Below are 17,466 nucleotides of genomic sequence, written 5' to 3' on the forward strand. Positions count from 1 at the left end.
GCGTCAGACCAGCCAGGTGCTCGGCCAGGTAAGTGCCGGTGTAATTGACGTGGCTGCTGAGCAGAAATTGGCCGTAAAGCTGCACCGTGACTTTCATGCCTTTTTACTTCAATTTAACCCTTTTGCGTAAGTCCTAGACAAATTAGCTACGCGGTCCTTCCAATACGTTGTCGTACCGCCACACCACCACCACTCATTCACGGTTACCAGCCTTCGCGGCGTCGCAGTTCTGTGAGGTGGGCTAGGTGGTGGCGGCTGTGCCAGGAGTAAAGTACCAGGGTTTGGTCGAGGGTGAATGTTTTGCCGGTGCCCGGGTGGAAGAATGTGCGCTGCCACTGCGCGTCACTCAAGTTGCGCAGCAGTTGTACCCACCGGATATGCAGGGCCTCCAGCAGCGCCAACGATACGGCCGGGGGCGTGGTAGCATCGGGCAACTCGGCCCAGGCGGCTTCATCGTAGGGTTTGATAGTGGGGTTGTCCTCGGTGAGGGCAAATTTGAAGCGCGCGTAAGCGTTCAGGTGCGAGTCGGGCAAATGGTGCACGAGTTGGCGCACGGTCCAGCCTCCAGGACGGTAGGGCGTATCGAGTTGGGCAGCCGAAAGTCCGGTTATGGCCGCCCGCACCTGATCGGGCAAGGTGGCTAAGTGGGCCATGTAGGCCGTGCGGCTTCCCCGGTCGAGGGGCTCGTCGGGCAGTACGGGCTGCCCAATGGGGTAGCGCAGATCGGGTGTAGTAGATTCGGGCATGGAATAGAATTTAAGCCAAAATGGAGGCGGGCAGCAAGGTACGTCGCAAACCAAAACCCCGGCCGGGCACAGGGCCCAGCCGGGGTTTTGGTTTGGTGAAGAAAGCTAGCAGCTAAAATCTCATCAGAGTTCTAACCGTCGCGCTTGTTGAGTTCATCGCGAATTTTGGCGGCTTTCTCATAATCTTCGCGTTCCAGTGCCTGGGCCAGCATTTTGGTCAGTTCATCGAGCGAAACCTGGCCGCTGGGGTCGCGGGGCTCCGGCGTGGGCCGGGGCTGATCGGAGTCGGTATCGTCATCATCATCCTCGTCGTCGTCCGCATCGTCCGCGTTTTCATCAAGGTCGGAAAGAATGATTCCGGCCTCGCTCAGCACGCTTTCAACCGTGAAGATGGACACCCCGAACCGCAGGCCGATGGCAATGGCATCCGACGGGCGCGCATCGAGCTCGAAGGTGCTGGCCCCATCGGAGCACACAATTTTGGAGTAGAACACGCCTTCTTTGAGGTCGGAAATTACCACTTCCAGTACCACTACGTGCACCTGCTCAGCAAACGAGCGGAACAGGTCGTGGGTTAGGGGCCGGTTCGGGCTGATTTTTTCAATCTGGATGGCAATACTCTGCGCCTCGAACATGCCGATGATAATGGGCAGGCGGCGGTTGCCGGTCTTCTCGCCCAAAATAAGCGCGAAGGAACCCGACTGCGACTGGCTGGACGAAAGGCCCAGAATTTCGAGCGGTATTTTTTTCACAAGCGGATTCTTGGAGAATGTACTAATGTGTTAAATGCGAAAATGGGTTGATGCGCTGAATAGCAGAAGATAATTCGATTTCCGCGTTCGGCGCATCAACCCATTTACTACATTAGTTTAATTCCTTTACGGCCTGGGTCAGCTTGGGCAGCACGTCGAACACGTCGCCCACGATGCCGTAATCAGCAGCCTTGAAGAAGGGAGCCTCAGGGTCTTTGTTGATGACCACGATGACCTTGCTGGAGTTCACGCCGGCCAAGTGCTGGATGGCACCCGAAATGCCGCAGGCGATGTACAGGTTCGGCGACACCGTGATACCGGTCTGGCCTACGTGCTCGTGGTGAGGGCGCCAATCGACGTCGGACACTGGCTTGGAGCAGGCCGTAGCCGCGCCCAGCGCCTTGGCCAAGTCTTCGATGAGGTTCCAGTTCTCGGGGCCTTTCATGCCGCGGCCACCCGAAACAACGAGGTCGGCCTCGGGCAGCAGTACGCCGCCGGCCTGGTCCTGCATCACTACTTCCTTGGGCGCGTCGGCGAAATCGGCGTCCGTAAGTTGGGCCGAGAACGACTCCACTTGGGCCGTCTTGCCTTCCTCATGCAACGCCTCAATGGAGTTTTTCTTAACGGCAATGATCTTCCGGTCACCCTCCAGCATCACGTCGGCAAAGGCTTTACCCGAGAACACACCGCGCTTCACCACGAACGAGCCGCCCTCCGTCTGGGGTAGGGCTACTACGTTGGTAGCGAGGCTCGCTTCTAGGCGAATCGAGAGGCGCGAGCCCACGGCCGCACCAATGTTGGAGTTGGCCAGCACGATGAGCTTGGAATCTTCTTTCTGCGCGGCGGTGGCAATCAGCTTGGTGTAGGCACCGTTCACGAACTCCTTCAGGCGGGGCTCCGAATCGTAGAGCACCTTCGTGATGCCCTGCTCGCCGAGCTTGGCCAAGTTGGCTTCGGTGGCCTCGCCCACGGCTACGGCCGTAGCCGTGGTACCCAGCATCTGGGCCACCTGGCTACCGTAAGAAGCCACTTCCAGCGAGGACTTCTTTACCTCGCCGCCGTCACATTCAACAACTACTAATACAGACATTTTTTCAGATATGAGATGTGAGAAATGAGATGTGAGACCTTTGGCAGAAACGAAGTAAATACAGACCCGGCAGTATGGGGTCTCACTTCTCGCCTCTCGGTACTCACTTCTGCATTAAATTACCTTGGCCTCGTTACGAAGCAGCTTAATCAGTTCACCGGCATTTTCGGCCGGAATGAGCTTAACGCCCTGCTTGGCAGGTGGTAGCGCGAAGGTTTCCACCTCAGTGCGGGGAGCATCGGTGGTGGGCTCCACTACTTTCAAGGGCTTGGTGCGGGCCGTCATGATGCCGCGCATGTTGGGGATGCGGGGCTCGCACATCGGCTGCTGGCAGGAAGCCACGAAAGGCGTATTCACCTCCACGATTTCCTTACCGCCTTCGATTTCACGCTCCAATGTGGCCGTGTTGCCGCTCATGTCGAGCTTCATGGCCGGGGCTACGGTCGGGATACTGAGCAACTCGCCCACCATGCCGTGCACCTGAAAACCGTTGTAGTCGATGCTTTCCTTGCCCATTAGAATAACGTCGTAGCCACCTTCTTTGGCTACGCTGGCAATCTGCTTAGCCACGAAAAACGCGTCTTTAGGATGGGCGTTGATGCGGATAGCATCGTCGGCACCAATGGCCAGGGCCTTGCGGATATTGGGCTCGGTATCGGCTTCGCCGACGTTGAGCACCGTAACGGTGCCGGCGCCCTGGGCCTCTTTGAGCTCAATGGCGCGGGTGAGGGCGTACTCATCCCAAGGGTTAATAACGAACTGCACCCCGGCCTTATTAAACTCCTTATTATCGGGCGTGAAGGTGATTTTGGTGGTCGTGTCGGGTACGTTGCTGATGCAAACGAGAAACTTCATCTACCGCTGCTTATATGGAAGAAACTAAAGAAAGTGTCAAATTTGGGCGAAGATACTCAAAACTCCTGCCCTATGGAAACCGCGCCCAGCCGTTTACAACAACTCCTGGCCTTCTACGAAGACGACCCTACTGACGCGTTTACCATTTACGCGCTGGCCACCGAATACCGCGAAACAGAACCCGAAACAGCCATGCGCTACTACCGGATACTGCTTGACCAACACCCGGATTATGTGGGTACGTACTATCATGCCGGCAAGATGCTCCAGCACCTTCAAAAGCCAGATGAAGCCGAAAAAGTTTATCAAAAAGGCCTCCGCGTAGCCCGTAAAGACGGCCAAATGCACGCCGCCAGCGAAATCCAGCAAGCCCTAAATCAACTGTTGGGCTTGGATTACGAGGACGATTGATTGGTATTTAATTGATTGGTGATTTAAGTAAGCATATCGCGCCGAGTACAGCCGCTACGGCGACGACGCTGAGTTGTAGCCAGAGCAGCAACTAGAGCCGGTACTGGTGGGCTAGGGTGGCAGAATTATGAAAGAAGGGGTAAGTTGCCCGGCAGTTTGCCAAACGTCCTGTCCCTTCTTCTTTGGAAGACGCTGGTTACTACTTTACCGCTACGCCCCCGGCTTCCAGCACTTTCTGAAAGAACAGCAGATGATACGGCAGCGCGTTCTGCCAGTATTCCCAGGTGTGGGCGCCGGGCCGCTCGGTGTAGTCGTGGGGCGTGTGGTTGTAGACGAGGCGGCGGTGGACTTCGCGGTTGATGTCGATGAGGAAATCGTCCACGCCGCAGTCAATAATAAGGGGCAACCTGTTGCCGTAGAGCGCATCGGTCATGTTGACCACTGAGTTCGTGCTGTACACATTGGGCGCGGGGCCTTCCGGGCCGAGGATGGGGTTGAACCGGCTCTGGCGCTGCTGGGCTTCCTGGGGGTTGAGCTTACGGTTGGTGATGCTCAGGTCTAGCGCCCCGCTCATGCTGCCGGCTGCCGCAAACAGCTCCGGGTGCCGCCCCGAGAGGTACAGCGCCCCGTGCCCGCCCATCGAAAGGCCCGTAATGACACGGCCTTCCTTGCGGGCCACGGTGCGGTAGGTCTGGTCTATTTTGCCGATGACGTCCTGTGTGATGTAGGTTTCGAACTGGCTGACCTTGTTCACCGGCGAGTCGAGGTAGAAGCTGAACGTTTCGCCCTCGGGCGTTACAATCAGCAGGTTGTACTGGTCGGCGAGGCGGTGGAGCAGGGTTTTGTCGGGCGTTTTGCTGGTCCAGTCGGCGAAGTGGCCGTAGGCGCCGTGCAGCAGGTAGAGCACCGGGTAGCGGGCCTTTTTGTTTTTGGCGTAGGAGGCCGGCACCACCACGGCCGCCCGGTAAGTGCGCTGCATAGCGGCGCTCGGAATGTCGAGCGTATCGACGCGGGCGGCCTGGGCCAGCGGGGCGGCCGACAGGCTCAGTAGCAGTAGCACCAGAAGGCGGAGAGTTTTCATACTTTCAGGAACGGTTTGTCTTTTGCCGGAAAGTACGGATTCCTTCCTAACCCCTCCTGCCCATGCCTACGCCTACGCCCGCTTCCGCCTGGCCCGCTTTGCCCCTGGCCGACTGGGCCGACACCTTCGCCACCCTGCACATGTGGACCCAGGTGGTGGGCAAAATCCGGCTGGCCTGCACGCCCCTCATCAACCAGTTCTGGAACGTGCCGCTCTACGTCTCGGCCCGGGGCCTGACTACCTCGGCCATGCCCCACGGGCACCGCAGCTTCGAAATCGAGTTTGACTTTGTTGACCACCAACTGCATATAAGGTGCTCCGATGGGGCCAGCCGCCAGTTAGTGTTGCGGCCGCGCTCCGTGGCCGCGTTTTACCGAGAAGTGTTGGGCCTACTCTCGGAACTGGGCATCGAGGTGAAAATCTGGCCGGTGCCGGTGGAAGTGGAGCACCCCATTCCGTTTGCCCAGGACGAGCAGCACGCCAGCTACGACCCGAAGGCCGCCCACCGGTTCTGGCGCGCCCTCACCTTAATGACGCCGGTGCTGGAGCAGTTCCGGGCTGGTTTCGTAGGCAAGTGCAGCCCGGTGCACTTCTTCTGGGGCTCGTTCGATCTGGCCGTTACGCGCTTTTCGGGCCGCCCCGCCCCCGTAAAGCCCGAGGCGGACTTTATCACGCAGGAAGCCTACTCCCAGGAAGTCATCAGCCACGGATTCTGGCCGGGTGGCAACGGGCAGGAGGCGGCCTTTTACGCCTACTGCGTACCGGCCCCCGCGGGCTTTGCCGAAGCCACAGTGCAGCCGGAGGAAGCATTTTATAGCACCGAACTGAGCGAATTCCTGCTGCCTTACGAAGCCGTTCGGACTGCCCCCGACCCGGCCGCCGCCCTGCGTGCATTCCTGACCAGCACCTACGAAGCCGGAGCTACTCTCGCCGGCTGGGACCGGGAGGCCCTGGAACGGTAACTTGGCGGGGCAACCCTGGCGGCGGTTCGTGCATCCTTACCCCACACCGACAGCGTTGCTTTCCCGAAAAGTTTGCAACTAGCACCCTGAATTTCCCCTCCTCCTTTATTCCTTATGACCAACGCCCTGTTACTCGGCCTCGGCCTGCTGGGGGCCGCGCCGGCCTTCGCCCAGAACGCGCCCACCCGCCCCGATTCGGTAGCCACCCTCCCCTACCGCGCCTCCCGCACCAAAACCAACGACTTGGTGCATACCAAGCTCGATGTACGTTTCGATTACGCTAAGCGCCAACTATTGGGCAAGGAGTGGATTACGCTTCAGCCCCACGGCTACCCCACCGACTCGCTGCGCCTCGATGCCAAAGGCATGGACATCAAATCGGTGACGATGCTGGACAAGGACGTGGCGAAAACCCTCACGTTTGGCTACGACGGTGAGCAGCTCAATATTAAACTCGACAAAACCTATGCCCCGGGCCAGGCCTACACGGTTTACCTGGAGTACGTGGCCAAGCCCGACGAGCTGAAGGTCAAGGGCAGCGCCGCCATCACTGATGCCAAGGGTCTGTATTTCATCAACCCCGACAGCAGTGTGGCCGGCAAGCCCCGCCAGATCTGGACCCAGGGCGAGACGGAGGCTTCATCGGCTTGGTTCCCAACCATCGACTCGCCCAACCAGAAAACGACCCAGGAAATTGCCATGACCGTGCCCGCGCGCTACGTGACGCTGAGCAACGGCCGCCTGGATACGCAGAAAAACAACGCCGACGGCACCCGCACCGACACCTGGAAGATGGAGCTGCCTCACTCGCCTTACCTGTTTATGATGGCGGTGGGCGACTTCAAAATCACGAAGGAAACCTGGCGCGGCAAGGAGGTTAACTATTACCTCGAACCCAAGTACGCGCCCTTCGCCAAGCAGATCTTCGGCAATACGCCCGAAATGCTGGAGTTCTTTTCCACTAAGCTCGGGGTGGAATATCCGTGGAATAAATACTCGCAGATTGTGGTGCGCGACTACGTGAGCGGGGCCATGGAAAACACCTCGGCCACGCTGCACGGCGAGTTTCTGCAGAAGGACGCCCGTGAGGCGCTGGACGCCGAGTACGACCGGGGCGAGTCGGTAATTGCCCACGAGCTGTTTCACCAATGGTTTGGCGACTACGTGACGGCCGAAAGCTGGAGCAACCTGACGGTGAACGAGTCGTTTGCCGACTTCTCGGAGGCGCTCTGGGCTGAGCACAAGTACGGCCAGGAGGCCGGCGACGCCCACGCTTACCAGAACATGCGCAACTACCTGCGCAGCCCCCGCGACGCCCAGAAAAACCTGGTGCGCTTCCACTACGCCGACAAGGAGGACATGTTTGATTTGGTCAGCTACCAGAAGGGCGGCCAGATCCTGAACATGCTGCGTAATTACCTCGGCGAGGAAGTCTTCTTCAAGGGTCTGCAGAAATACCTCACCGACAACAAGTTCAACAACGGCGAAGCCCACCAGCTGCGCCTGGCCATGGAAGCCGTGTCGGGCCAGGATTTGAACTGGTTCTTCAACCAGTGGTACTTCGGCGCGGGCCACCCCGTCGTGACTATCGACTACAACTACGACCAGCTCAACAAGCAGCAGCTCGTGACCATCAAGCAGACCCAGCCCGGCCAGGTATTCGAGCTACCGATGGCCATCGACGTGTACCAGAATGGTAAGCCCGTCCGCCACCGCGTAACCATGACCCAGGCCACCCAGACGTTCCGGCTGCCCGCTGCCAGCAAGCCTGAGCTGGTGAACGTGGACGCCGATAAGGTGCTGCTCTGGCAGAAAAAGGACAACAAGCCCTTCTCAGAATTCGCCTACCAGTACCGGACCGCCCCGCGTTACGTGGACCGACGTGAGGCCGTGGCCGCCGCCGCCCAGCTGCCCACCGATGCCGCCGCCCGCCAGTTGCTGCTCACGGCCCTGAGCGACAAGAGCGAACTGATGCGCCGCGCAGCCCTCTCGTCGCTCAAGCTCGATGACAAATCGGTGGCTAAGTCGGCTTCCTTGGTTATCCGCAAGCAGTTGGCCCAGGAGAAGAACAATAACAATCGGGCGGCCCTGCTCCAGGCCTTGGCCGTCATCAACGACAAAAAGGATGAAAAGACGTTTGTAAAAGCGCTTAACAGCCAGTCGTACGCGGTGCAGGGCGCCGCCCTCGAAGGATTGGCTGCTGTGCAGCCAAAGCAGGCTTTGGCCCGGGCCAAAGCCCTGGAACCTGGGGCCAAGGGCGACATATCGGCCGCCATTGCCAACGTGTATGCCACGGCCGGCGACGCCAGCACCTGGCCCTACGTGCGCGACCAGTTCGACGCCGCCGGTCCCCAGGGCAAGTTCCAGATGCTGGAGAGCTTGGTGGGTTTAATGGCCCGCCTCGACGACGCTACAGTGTTGCGCGAAGGCGTGGACCGGCTCCAGAAAACGGCCATCCAGTACAAGCAGTACGGTGCGGCTCAGCCTATCCTCGGGATGCTCGAAAAGGTAAAACAGAGCAAGCCTGCCGACCAGCAAGCCACGGTGCAGGCCGCTGAAGACGCCATTAAGGCCGCTCTGTAAACTGTTAGCTGTTAGCTGTTAGCTGTTAGCTGTTAGCTGTTAGCTGTTAGCTGAAGAACGTCATTGCGAGTGCAGCGAAGAATCTCGCGTGCTAATCGTTGGAGTAATCCTTAACGACAGCACGCGAGATTCTTCGCTGCACTCGCAATGACGTTCTTTCGTTGGCCACTGTTCCCCCTACCAGTACCGAAACTGAACTTTTCCGGGATACCGAACGTCGTGGCAGCCATGCGTACGACCACTCTGCTGACTGCCGGGGCGCTGCTACTCGCTGCTGCCCCCACCCGCACCCTGGCCCAATCTGCCGCCGCCGATGCCGCTAATTCCAACGGCGAGTCGCCCTTCGTGCGCCTCATCCGCCCCGACCGGCCCGGGCAAACCATCACCACCAACATGCTATACCCTGGCCAGTTTCAGCTCGAAACTGGCCTGACGAGCTTCGATGCGGGTAGCAGCGTGGGCTACGCGGGCCGCACGGCCTGGGGCAATACGCTGCGGATAGGCTTTTTCAACCACATTGAATTGCGCGCTACCCAGCAGTACCTGCTGAGTCCGGTGAGCCGGCCGGTGCTCGGGTCCGAGGGCCGGCCGACGGCATTTGCCGGGCCGGCCGGCTTCGCGCCTCTGAACGTAGGCGCCAAGTTTCTGGCCTCCACCGTCCAGAATGCCCGCTCGCAAGTAGTGGTGCTGCTGGATATGAACTTGGGCAACGGCGACGCCAGTTTTGGCGCTAAGCAGTTGGAACCCGGTGGCCGGGTGCTAGTGTCGCAGCAGCTGGGCCAGCGGTTCGGGCTCGAAGGCAACTTCGGTTTCCGCCAGCAGGGCTTCAAGGCCGAAGGCACCAAGCAGGGCCGCTACCTCACCACGCTGGCCCTCAATGGCCCGTTGGGCCCCGGCACCCACCTCGGTTTTCTGGCCGAGACTTACGCCACCTGGCAGCGCCAGCAGGGCTGGCTCCCGGGCCTCACCTCCGGCCTCTACTACCGCCCCCTGCCTGGCCTGCGCTTCGATGTAACCGCCGGCCACGGTCTTACGCCCGCTGCGGGCGGCTTCAACGTCGGGGCCGGCATCAGCGCCCGGCTAGGAAAATAGTGGCTTCGGGTGAATGAGTGCCGATTTGGTTGTGGATTGGAGCCGCAACGGTTTTCAATCCAGCAGTCAAGCTCCAAATAATCACGAAGGCCCTGATGTATGCACGTCAGGGCCTTTTGAATGAGCGAAAGTTGAGAAGAGATTAACCGAGCTTCCTTGCGGTTACGCTGTCCTCCTGACGACGACGACGACGGCACCACTGCACGGAGCTACTGCTTTACGGTTTCGGGCGCAATGCGGGCGGGGGTTTGCTTGCCGCTGATGATGGGGGCGGCCGCCCGGCCGATGGCCGTGATAACGGCCGTCATGTTGGGCAGGTCGAGGCTCTCCACTTCATCATCGACGGAATGGTAGCGTTTGTCGGTCGGAATCTGGTCGGTGCTGATGGTGTGGGCCGGCACGCCCAGGCGGGCCAGCGTAGCATTGTCGGAGCGGTAGAACAGGTTCTGCCCGGGATACGGGTCGGGCTCGAAGCGGAAGATGGAGCCCTTGGCATTCTGCTGAAGCATGGCCCCGAAATCCGATTTATCGAAGCCCGTAATGAAGGCGGTGTTTGGGCCAAACTTCGCCTGCTTGCCAATCATTTCAATGTTGAACATCGCCACTACTTCCTGCGGGTTGAGCTGACGCGAGAAGTGCCGGGCCCCGAAGCCCCCGATTTCCTCGGCCGCGAAGGCCACGAACACCAGCGGCCGGGCGTTGTCGTGCTGCTTCTGGAAATACTCGGCCAGCGCCACCACGGCCGTCGTGCCACTGGCATCGTCGTCGGCTCCGTTGGCGATGGAGTCGCCGGCCACGGCGGGCAGGATCCCGATATGGTCGTAATGGCCGCTGAACACGACCTGCTCCTTGGCCCGGGCCTCCTCCAGGCCCGGTAGCATCCCCACCACGTTGCGCAGCTCCACGGTCCGGATGGTGGTGGTAGCGGCCACCTGAAATTTAAGCGGCACGGCCGGGGCGCGACCCAACACCAGCAGCGTGGTGAAGGGCGCCGGCTTATCGGCGCGCAGGCCGCCTCGCTTTACCACGCCGGCCACCCGCTTGAACATAGCCGCCTGGGCCGAATCGACGAACACAATGGTGTTGGCCTGGGGGTCGAGCAACGGCCGGATTTCCCGCATCAGGTTGTCTTTAGGCCCAATGGAAACCACCCGGGCAGCAGGCTCATCGAACTGCGTCCAGTTGAGGTGGGGCTGCCCCGAGATAAGCACGAACCGCTCGGGCTTGAGTGGGGCACCATTGAGAGCAACGAATGCGGCAGCCGTACGGGCTTCGTAGGCCGGAAAAGACTGGGTGAAATCGACCAGCCCGGGCAGGGGCTGCAGACCAATGCGCCGGAATTCAGCGGCCAGGAAATCGGCCGCTTTCACGCTGCCGGGTTGCCCCGAAGCCCGGCCCTGCATATCGTCGGCGGCCAGCGTGCGCACAATCCGCTCGACGGTGGCAGTGGCCACGCCGGGTTCGGTGGGCTGCTTGATAAGCTTTTTCTGCGCAAAGGCCGAACTAGCTGCCAGCAAGAGGAAGAGAACGAAGGAGGGAATTTTTCGCATAGCGCAAAATAACCCTTTTGTGCTGGATTTAGTGCAACTTTTCCAGCCAGTTTCGTTTAAGACGCACACCTATTTTTCCGCCTCCGGTAGCATTTCCCTCATGCGTCGTTTTTTCCCCTTGTTCCTGCTGCTGGCGGCCTGCCAAGCCTCCGCGCCCGCCGAGAATTCAGTGGGCGCGGTAGTCATCGCCGCGCCAGATACTATAGCCCCCCAACCTGACCTGCTAGGGCCGCAGTGGCAGCTGTTCCAGCTCGGCTGGCAACCCATTACCTTGTCGGGCCGTCAGCCGGTGTATCTGCAACTGAGCGCCACCGAAAGCCAGGTTACTGGCCACGCTGGCTGCAACCGTTTTCGGGGCACCTTCGAGCAGGCCGCCGCCGATAGCCTCCGCTTCGGCCCGCTGCTAACCACCCGCATGAGCTGCCCCGAACAACCAGCTGAAGGCAGATTCCTGGCCGCCTTGGAAGCCACCCGCTCCTACCAGGTAGTTGCCGATACGCTCCGACTCTACGGGGCTACAGGCAGCATTCCGCTGGCCGAACTACTGCGGCGCCAGTAGAAGCTTAGGTTGCTGTTACGGGCACGAATTATCGGGGTTCTACCGGGCGTCCACGGTATCCAGCACTGCCCCCCACTCTACGTCGGTTCGCGCCCGCGCAACGGCGGGTGCCGCCTTAAGGGCAGCGGCCAGTTCGGGGGCGGCGGCCTCCAGCATTTTTAGCGTCAGCTTCAAGGGCACCAGCTTCTGGTCGGGACGCAACAGGAAGTACTGGTCTTTGTCCTCAATTTCGTCGTAACGCTGATCAGTATTGTAGGCTTGCTGGAAATTGGCTTTGGTGATGGACTTGGCGTAGCGTTTGAGCAGCGTGTAGCGCCCCTCATGCAGCACTTCCACGTACTCGGCCCGTTGCTGGTAAATCGGCGCCTCGGCAAACCGACGGAAACGGCGGGTGCGCGCCGCAGCGAGGGACGTTGCGGGCTGGTCGAGGTCGAAGCTCACCACTAATTGGTCGCTGAGTTGCAGCGAGTCGTTGGGCCGGTTGAGCGGTTTCATCAGTAGGTGCCGGTTCAGTACATCGTACTTGAGCGGCATGGGTGCCAGCACAACGTTGTTGCGCAGGTGAAGGCGGGCCATCAGCCAGCGGTCATCGGCGTAGGGCGAGCCTTTCAATCCTTCGGTGTTGCCAGTAGGAACTACCGTCGGCAAACCCTGCACCAGTGCGTTCAGGTTGGCCTGGGCGGCCGCGCCCGAAAACCCGGGCGGCGCCTGCTGGGCCTGCGCGGCTCTAACTCCCAGAATGGCAACGAGTAGCAGTTGCTTACGCATAACAATCAAGTTAATGTATTGAAATTCGAAAGTACTGGTTTTCAGTTAACTCCCTGCCAATCAATCTACCTTCATGCAACATCCGGCCATCGGCCTGCTGGTGCAGGTTAATGGCCGGATGTTGCACGAAGGTGCTAGGCTGAACTTGTTCGGCGCTGCCTACGCACCAGCTGTGTCTACTTGCCGCGGGCGCAGTCGGCGAAATCCTTGAGATTGTTCTTGCCGATGTTCTGCCCTCCCCCGATGCCGGCGACGCGCACCATGTTGGGTTTCGACATGGCCAGCATCGTTCCGTCTTTGGCATCCATGGCCACCTGCACCATAATGCTTTCGGTGGCTGGCAGCAGCCGGATGCAGGCGTAGCGCGCGTCGCCGCTGCTTACAGCCTCCTCAATTTTACTACGCGGCACCACCTCGTACGGGAAAGGGTACGACTGCTTGATATCGGCGGCGGTCAGCTTGCCTTTGATGTCCTCCTCGTCAATGAGCAGGATTTTCTTGCGCAGCAGCTTGCCGTTCTGCGCTATTTCGGCCCGGATATTGGACCCGGCCCGCCCCTTGGAACGGGCATCGAGGTACTGCTGCAGATTGTGAATGCTGAAAATAAGGTCGCTGGTGTAGATCGGACCCGGGGCCAGCAGCATCTGAGCTACCCGGTCTTTGTCGCCCTTGCCCACCAGGTACACCGCCATAGCCGATACCTTTTCCGCGTTATGATAATATCTAGCCTGCGCTCCAGTAGTAGGCGTGCCGGCTACGTGGTTGCGCGGCCCGGTCAGGTACACCTCCTGGTGCTGGAGTACGCCACGGGCAGCACCCTTGGCTTTGCGCAAGGCCTCCAACTCCGACTCCGGGCGAAATTCTACGCTCGGCGAGAACTTCCATAGCTTGGTGGCCAATTCCTGAATCTGGGTGTTGTAATCGGCGATGTAGCTTTTGTAGTCAGCCAGTTCCTCCGGCTTCTTAGCCAGCTTTTTTAGGGTGCCGGGGTCTTCGTCGCGTAGCAATACCACGAGCGGCTGGCTTTTCACCTGAGCTACTTGCTTAGGGTTGCCTAGCCCCAGTTGGGCCCACGCACCATTCAGGCTCAATAGCAGCGCCAGGGCCAGAAAGAATAGTTTTTTGGTCATAAAAAAGAGATTGATATGAAGCTGCAACCTACGTCTTCGCGACAGCATATTTTCAGCCCTTTATATATATGTACTATAAATTATTTGAGATACTATTGCTCCATTTATTCTCACCCGACTGGATAGCGAGTATGTATTTCAGCCAAGCGAAAAAGCGGAAGCCCGCGCCTGTAAGGCCCAGCCTTCCGCTTTAGTTTCGCAGCACCTGCTACCGCTAGCCGAGCGTGAGCACTAAGTCGTCGGCGTTTACCAGCGTGCCCTCGGCCAGGTTTACGGTGCCGATGGTCGTGTCGTCGGGGGCAGTGATGGTGGTTTCCATCTTCATGGCTTCGATGATGAACAGGGGCGTGTTTTTGCGCACCTGCTCGCCGCTTTTCACCAGCACCCGGCTCAACAAACCCTGCAGCGGCGCACCCAGCTGGCGGGGGTTAGCCTTATCGGCCTTGGTGTTCATAATCCGCTTCACCTCCACCGAATTGTCACGGATTTTGAGGTTGCGGGTCTGACCGTTGAGGGAGAAAAATAACGTCCGATTGCCGTCCTTATCGACTGGCCCGATGCTTTGCAGGCCCACGATGATGCTCTTGCCGCGGGCAATTTCGATGAGCGTTTCCTCGCCCGACTTCAGCCCGTAGTAGAACACCGGCGTCGATACCACCGACACGTCGCCGTAATCCTGGCGGAAAGCCCAGTACTGCTCGAACACTTTGGGGTAGAGCAGCCACGAAAGCACGTCGGTAAACTTACCTTCGGTTTCAAACTTCTCCTGGAAATTGCGCTGCTCCTGCTCGAAATCAATCGGGGCCAAGTGCTCGTTGGGCCGGTCGGTAAAGGGTACTTCATCTTTAAGGATGATACGCTGCACGTCTTTGGGCCAGCCGCCTTCGGGCTGCCCGATTTCGCCCCGGAACAACTGGCGCACCGACTCGGGGAAGCTCAGCGACTCGCCCTTTTCGAGCACGTCGCGGGTCGTGAGGTCGTTGGATACCAGATACAGCGCCATGTCGCCGACCACCTTCGAGGAGGGCGTCACCTTCACGATGTCGCCGAAGAGCTGGTTGACGTCGGCGAAGGTCGTTTTCACGGTTTCGAACTTATCGAGCAAACCCAGCGCGGCCGCCTGGGGGCGCAGGTTGGAGTACTGCCCACCCGGAATCTCGTGCTGGAACACCTCCGAAGTGCCCGCTTTCAGGCCCGACTCAAACGGGTAATAGTACTCGCGCACGGCCTCCCAGTAGGTCGAGAATTCGTTGAGCGACTTCTGGTCGTACTCGCGGTGGCGGGGCTGGCCGCGCAGCATTTCCACCACCGAGTTGAAGTTGGGCTGCGAGGTGAGGCCCGAGAGCGAGCCAAGGGCCACGTCGATTACATCAACGCCCGCTTCTACCGCTTTAAGATAAGTAGCGGGTTGCAGGCTGCTCGTGTCGTGGGTGTGCAGGTGAATGGGCAGGCTGATGGTGTCGCGCAGGGCCGTAATGAGCTCCTGGGCGGCGTAGGGCTTGAGCAGGCCAGCCATGTCCTTGATGCAGAGGATGTGCGCCCCGGCGTCCTCAATCTGGCGGGCCAGGCGCAGGTAATACTCCAGGTTGTATTTCTGGTGGCGGCTTACGTCGAGCAAATCGCCGGTGTAGCAGATGCTGGCTTCGGCGAGGCGGTCGGTCTTGGTGCGCACGAAGTTGATGCAGGCCTCCATGCCCGGCATCCAGTTCAGCGAATCGAAAATGCGGAACACGTCGATGCCCGTTTCGGCCGCCTGCTGCACAAACCGCTCGGTCAGGTTGTCGGGGTAGGCTTTGTAGCCCACGCCGTTGGCCCCCCGAATCAGCATCTGGAGCAGAATATTGGGCACGGCGGCGCGCAGCTTGGCCAGCCGCTCCCAGGGGTCTTCGTGCAGGAAGCGTAAGGCTACATCGAACGTGGCACCGCCCCAGCATTCGAGCGAGAAGGTTTGGGGGTGCTGGTGCGCGTAGCGGTTAGCCACTTTCAGCATGTCGGTGGTACGCATGCGGGTAGCCAGCAAACTCTGGTGGGCGTCGCGCAGCGTGGTATCGGTGTAGTGGATCTGGGGGTCGGCCCGCAGCCACTTGGCGAAGCCCTCGGGGCCCAGCTCCATCAGTTTCTGCTTGGTGCCGGCCGGGGGCGGGTTGGTGGGGTCGTAGTCGGGCAGCAGAGGCTTGCGCAGCTCCTTTTTAGGGTCCACGTTGCCGGCCACGTCGGGGTGGCCGTTCACAATCACGTCGCCCAGAAACCGCAGCATCCGGGTGGCCCGGTCGCGGCGCTGCTCGAAACGGAACAGCTCGGGGTGGTCTTTGATGAAGTCAACTGTGGCCTCGCCGGCCATGAAAACGGGGTGGGCAATGATGTTCTGCAGAAACTGGATGTTGGTGCTCACCCCGCGCACCCGGAACTCGTCCAGGGTCCGGGCCATTTTCTGGGCCGCATCGGCCAAGGAGGAAGAGTGGGCCGACACCTTCACGAGCAGCGAGTCGAAAAACGGCGACACCCGCACGCCGCTGTACACCGAACCCTGGTCGAGGCGGATACCGAAACCACCCGCCGAGCGGTAGGCCGTAATGGTGCCGTAATCAGGTTTAAAGTCGAGCTCAGGGTTTTCGGTGGTGATACGGCACTGGATGGCGTATCCGTTTTTCATGGGCGTCACGTCGGGCCCCAGGTTGATTTCGGGGTCGGTGAGCCGGTAGCCGGCTGCCACGTGGAGCTGGGTTTTAATCAGGTCGATGCCCGTAATCATCTCCGTGACGGTGTGCTCGACCTGGATGCGCGGGTTCACCTCGATGAAGTAGATGCGGTCGAGCTCGGGGTTCACTAGAAACTCGACCGTGCCCACGTTATTATACTCCACCGACCGGCCCAGCTTAAGCGCGTACTCGTAGAGCCGCTCGCGCATATCGGCCGTCAGGTGCAGGGAGGGCGCTACTTCCACCACTTTCTGGTAGCGGCGCTGCACCGAGCAGTCGCGCTCGTAGAGGTGGGTGAGGCCGCCGTAGTTGTCGGCTACCAGCTGCACCTCGATGTGCTTGGGGTTCTCCACGAACTTCTCCAGAAACACCGTATCGTCGCCAAACGCCTTCAGCGCCTCGTTGCGGGCCTCGAAGAAGCCGCGCTCCAGCTGCTCATCGTCGCGGATGACGCGCATGCCACGCCCGCCGCCGCCGCTGGCCGCCTTGAGCATCACGGGGTAGCCGATGCGGTGGGCCTCGGTCAGAGCCACGTCGAGGTCGGTCAGATCGGCTTCGCTGCTCTCGATGATGGGCACGCCGCAGGCCACGGCCACGCGCTTGGCGGCTACCTTGTCGCCGAGCGCCTCCATCACTTCAGGTCGGGGCCCCACGAAAATAATGCCTTCCTCACGGCAGCGTCGGGCCAGGGTGGCATTTTCACTCAGGAAGCCATAGCCCGGATGAATGGCGTCGACGTCGTTTTCCTTGGCCGTACGAATCAGGCCCTCAATGTCGAGGTAGGGTTTGAGCGGGTCGTCGTCGCGGCCCACCTGGTAGGCTTCGTCGGCCTTGTAACGGTGCAGCGAGTACCGGTCTTCGTAGGTATAGATGGCCACGGTGCGGATGCCCAGCTCGGTGGCAGCGCGGAGCACGCGGATGGCAATTTCGCCGCGGTTAGCGACCAGCAGTCTGCGAATATTCATCGGGAAACGGGAGAAGGAGGGAAAGGTGCTGCAAGCTACGGAACGGCTGGCAAAGGGTTAGCGAATTTTTGCTAGAGCGCCTATTTTCGCCGCGAGAATCGATTAGGTCTGAGCAAGCTATCAGTTTTCCTGATTGATAAATTATAGGCTCAAGATATCACAGCAGCCAACATGTCGGGGCCGATTTGAAAAACCTTACCTGCGCGGGCAGGTTCTCCAGAAA

The 17,466-nt window shown here is 59.9% G+C and carries 14 protein-coding genes; 5 read left to right on the plus strand and 9 right to left on the minus strand.

Annotation, left to right across the window (positions count from 1 at the left end; genetic code table 11):
- Nucleotides 1–203 precede the first annotated feature (203 nt).
- The 4 genes from CDA63_RS14580 to CDA63_RS14595 all read right to left on the minus strand — a co-directional run bounded on the left by CDA63_RS14580 (nucleotide 204) and on the right by CDA63_RS14595 (nucleotide 3,443).
- Nucleotides 204–746, minus strand: coding sequence for a YfiT family bacillithiol transferase (locus tag CDA63_RS14580; RefSeq protein WP_088465197.1), 543 nt, complete (start codon nucleotides 744–746; stop codon nucleotides 204–206).
- A 131-nt stretch (nucleotides 747–877) separates the two neighbouring features.
- Nucleotides 878–1,498 (minus strand): bifunctional nuclease family protein, encoded by a 621-nt coding sequence (locus CDA63_RS14585; protein ID WP_088465198.1) that lies wholly within the window; start codon nucleotides 1,496–1,498, stop codon nucleotides 878–880.
- A 112-nt stretch (nucleotides 1,499–1,610) separates the two neighbouring features.
- Complete coding sequence (locus CDA63_RS14590) at nucleotides 1,611–2,588, minus strand: electron transfer flavoprotein subunit alpha/FixB family protein (protein ID WP_088465199.1); 978 nt, start codon at nucleotides 2,586–2,588, stop codon at nucleotides 1,611–1,613.
- Nucleotides 2,589–2,702: 114 nt separating this feature from the next.
- Nucleotides 2,703–3,443 carry an electron transfer flavoprotein subunit beta/FixA family protein gene (locus tag CDA63_RS14595; protein ID WP_088465200.1) on the minus strand — a complete coding sequence of 247 codons (741 nt, stop codon included), beginning with the start codon at nucleotides 3,441–3,443 and terminating at the stop codon, nucleotides 2,703–2,705.
- 72 nt (nucleotides 3,444–3,515) lie between these two features.
- Between CDA63_RS14595 and CDA63_RS14600 the strand changes: the two genes are divergently transcribed.
- A complete protein-coding gene (locus CDA63_RS14600; protein ID WP_088465201.1) occupies nucleotides 3,516–3,854 on the plus strand; it encodes a tetratricopeptide repeat protein in 339 nt (112 codons plus the stop codon).
- A gap of 199 nt (nucleotides 3,855–4,053) precedes the next feature.
- Here CDA63_RS14600 and CDA63_RS14605 read toward each other — a convergent pair whose 3' ends face one another.
- Nucleotides 4,054–4,935 carry an alpha/beta hydrolase gene (locus tag CDA63_RS14605; protein ID WP_088465202.1) on the minus strand — a complete coding sequence of 294 codons (882 nt, stop codon included), beginning with the start codon at nucleotides 4,933–4,935 and terminating at the stop codon, nucleotides 4,054–4,056.
- 62 nt (nucleotides 4,936–4,997) lie between these two features.
- Here CDA63_RS14605 and CDA63_RS14610 point away from each other — a divergent pair, with 62 nt between their 5' ends.
- The 3 genes from CDA63_RS14610 (at nucleotide 4,998) to CDA63_RS14620 (ending at nucleotide 9,572) form a co-directional block, all read left to right on the plus strand.
- Entirely contained in the window at nucleotides 4,998–5,897 is a 900-nt protein-coding gene (locus tag CDA63_RS14610) for a DUF5996 family protein (protein WP_088465203.1), read from the plus strand.
- A gap of 114 nt (nucleotides 5,898–6,011) precedes the next feature.
- Nucleotides 6,012–8,480: a M1 family aminopeptidase gene (locus CDA63_RS14615; protein WP_088465204.1), complete on the plus strand. Its 2,469-nt coding sequence runs from the start codon at nucleotides 6,012–6,014 to the stop codon at nucleotides 8,478–8,480.
- Nucleotides 8,481–8,708: 228 nt separating this feature from the next.
- A complete protein-coding gene (locus tag CDA63_RS14620; protein WP_165768308.1) occupies nucleotides 8,709–9,572 on the plus strand; it encodes a transporter in 864 nt (287 codons plus the stop codon).
- 209 nt (nucleotides 9,573–9,781) lie between these two features.
- Here the strand turns inward: CDA63_RS14620 and CDA63_RS14625 are convergent, their stop codons facing one another.
- Nucleotides 9,782–11,122: a M20/M25/M40 family metallo-hydrolase gene (locus CDA63_RS14625; RefSeq protein WP_088465206.1), complete on the minus strand. Its 1,341-nt coding sequence runs from the start codon at nucleotides 11,120–11,122 to the stop codon at nucleotides 9,782–9,784.
- A 100-nt stretch (nucleotides 11,123–11,222) separates the two neighbouring features.
- On the opposite strand from CDA63_RS14625, the gene CDA63_RS20910 reads away from it, so the two are divergent.
- Entirely contained in the window at nucleotides 11,223–11,681 is a 459-nt protein-coding gene (locus CDA63_RS20910; RefSeq protein ID WP_165768309.1) for an META domain-containing protein, read from the plus strand.
- A 39-nt stretch (nucleotides 11,682–11,720) separates the two neighbouring features.
- On the opposite strand, the gene CDA63_RS14635 is transcribed toward CDA63_RS20910, so the two are convergent.
- From CDA63_RS14635 to CDA63_RS14645, 3 genes are all read right to left on the minus strand, one after another.
- Nucleotides 11,721–12,449, minus strand: coding sequence for a hypothetical protein (locus CDA63_RS14635; RefSeq protein ID WP_088465207.1), 729 nt, complete (start codon nucleotides 12,447–12,449; stop codon nucleotides 11,721–11,723).
- Nucleotides 12,450–12,625: 176 nt separating this feature from the next.
- Nucleotides 12,626–13,579 carry a hypothetical protein gene (locus tag CDA63_RS14640; RefSeq protein ID WP_088465208.1) on the minus strand — a complete coding sequence of 318 codons (954 nt, stop codon included), beginning with the start codon at nucleotides 13,577–13,579 and terminating at the stop codon, nucleotides 12,626–12,628.
- A 214-nt stretch (nucleotides 13,580–13,793) separates the two neighbouring features.
- A complete protein-coding gene (locus CDA63_RS14645) occupies nucleotides 13,794–17,243 on the minus strand; it encodes a pyruvate carboxylase (RefSeq protein WP_088465209.1) in 3,450 nt (1,149 codons plus the stop codon).
- Between the last annotated feature and the right edge of the window lie 223 nt (nucleotides 17,244–17,466).

The organism is Hymenobacter amundsenii, assembly GCF_002204745.1.
Taxonomy (GTDB): domain Bacteria; phylum Bacteroidota; class Bacteroidia; order Cytophagales; family Hymenobacteraceae; genus Hymenobacter; species Hymenobacter amundsenii.

Excerpts from the sequence above, each read along its gene's own strand:
- CDA63_RS14620 (WP_165768308.1), top strand. The coding sequence starts at position 8,709 with ATGCGTACGACCACTCTGCTGACTGCCGGGGCGCTGCTACTCGCTGCT.
- CDA63_RS14610 (WP_088465203.1), top strand. The coding sequence starts at position 4,998 with ATGCCTACGCCTACGCCCGCTTCCGCCTGGCCCGCTTTGCCCCTGGCC.
- CDA63_RS14635 (WP_088465207.1), bottom strand. The coding sequence starts at position 12,449 with ATGCGTAAGCAACTGCTACTCGTTGCCATTCTGGGAGTTAGAGCCGCG.
- CDA63_RS14600 (WP_088465201.1), top strand. The coding sequence starts at position 3,516 with ATGGAAACCGCGCCCAGCCGTTTACAACAACTCCTGGCCTTCTACGAA.
- CDA63_RS14590 (WP_088465199.1), bottom strand. The coding sequence starts at position 2,588 with ATGTCTGTATTAGTAGTTGTTGAATGTGACGGCGGCGAGGTAAAGAAG.
- CDA63_RS14615 (WP_088465204.1), top strand. The coding sequence starts at position 6,012 with ATGACCAACGCCCTGTTACTCGGCCTCGGCCTGCTGGGGGCCGCGCCG.
- CDA63_RS14580 (WP_088465197.1), bottom strand. The coding sequence starts at position 746 with ATGCCCGAATCTACTACACCCGATCTGCGCTACCCCATTGGGCAGCCC.
- CDA63_RS14640 (WP_088465208.1), bottom strand. The coding sequence starts at position 13,579 with ATGACCAAAAAACTATTCTTTCTGGCCCTGGCGCTGCTATTGAGCCTG.
- CDA63_RS14625 (WP_088465206.1), bottom strand. The coding sequence starts at position 11,122 with ATGCGAAAAATTCCCTCCTTCGTTCTCTTCCTCTTGCTGGCAGCTAGT.
- CDA63_RS20910 (WP_165768309.1), top strand. The coding sequence starts at position 11,223 with ATGCGTCGTTTTTTCCCCTTGTTCCTGCTGCTGGCGGCCTGCCAAGCC.
- CDA63_RS14645 (WP_088465209.1), bottom strand. The coding sequence starts at position 17,243 with ATGAATATTCGCAGACTGCTGGTCGCTAACCGCGGCGAAATTGCCATC.
- CDA63_RS14605 (WP_088465202.1), bottom strand. The coding sequence starts at position 4,935 with ATGAAAACTCTCCGCCTTCTGGTGCTACTGCTACTGAGCCTGTCGGCC.
- CDA63_RS14595 (WP_088465200.1), bottom strand. The coding sequence starts at position 3,443 with ATGAAGTTTCTCGTTTGCATCAGCAACGTACCCGACACGACCACCAAA.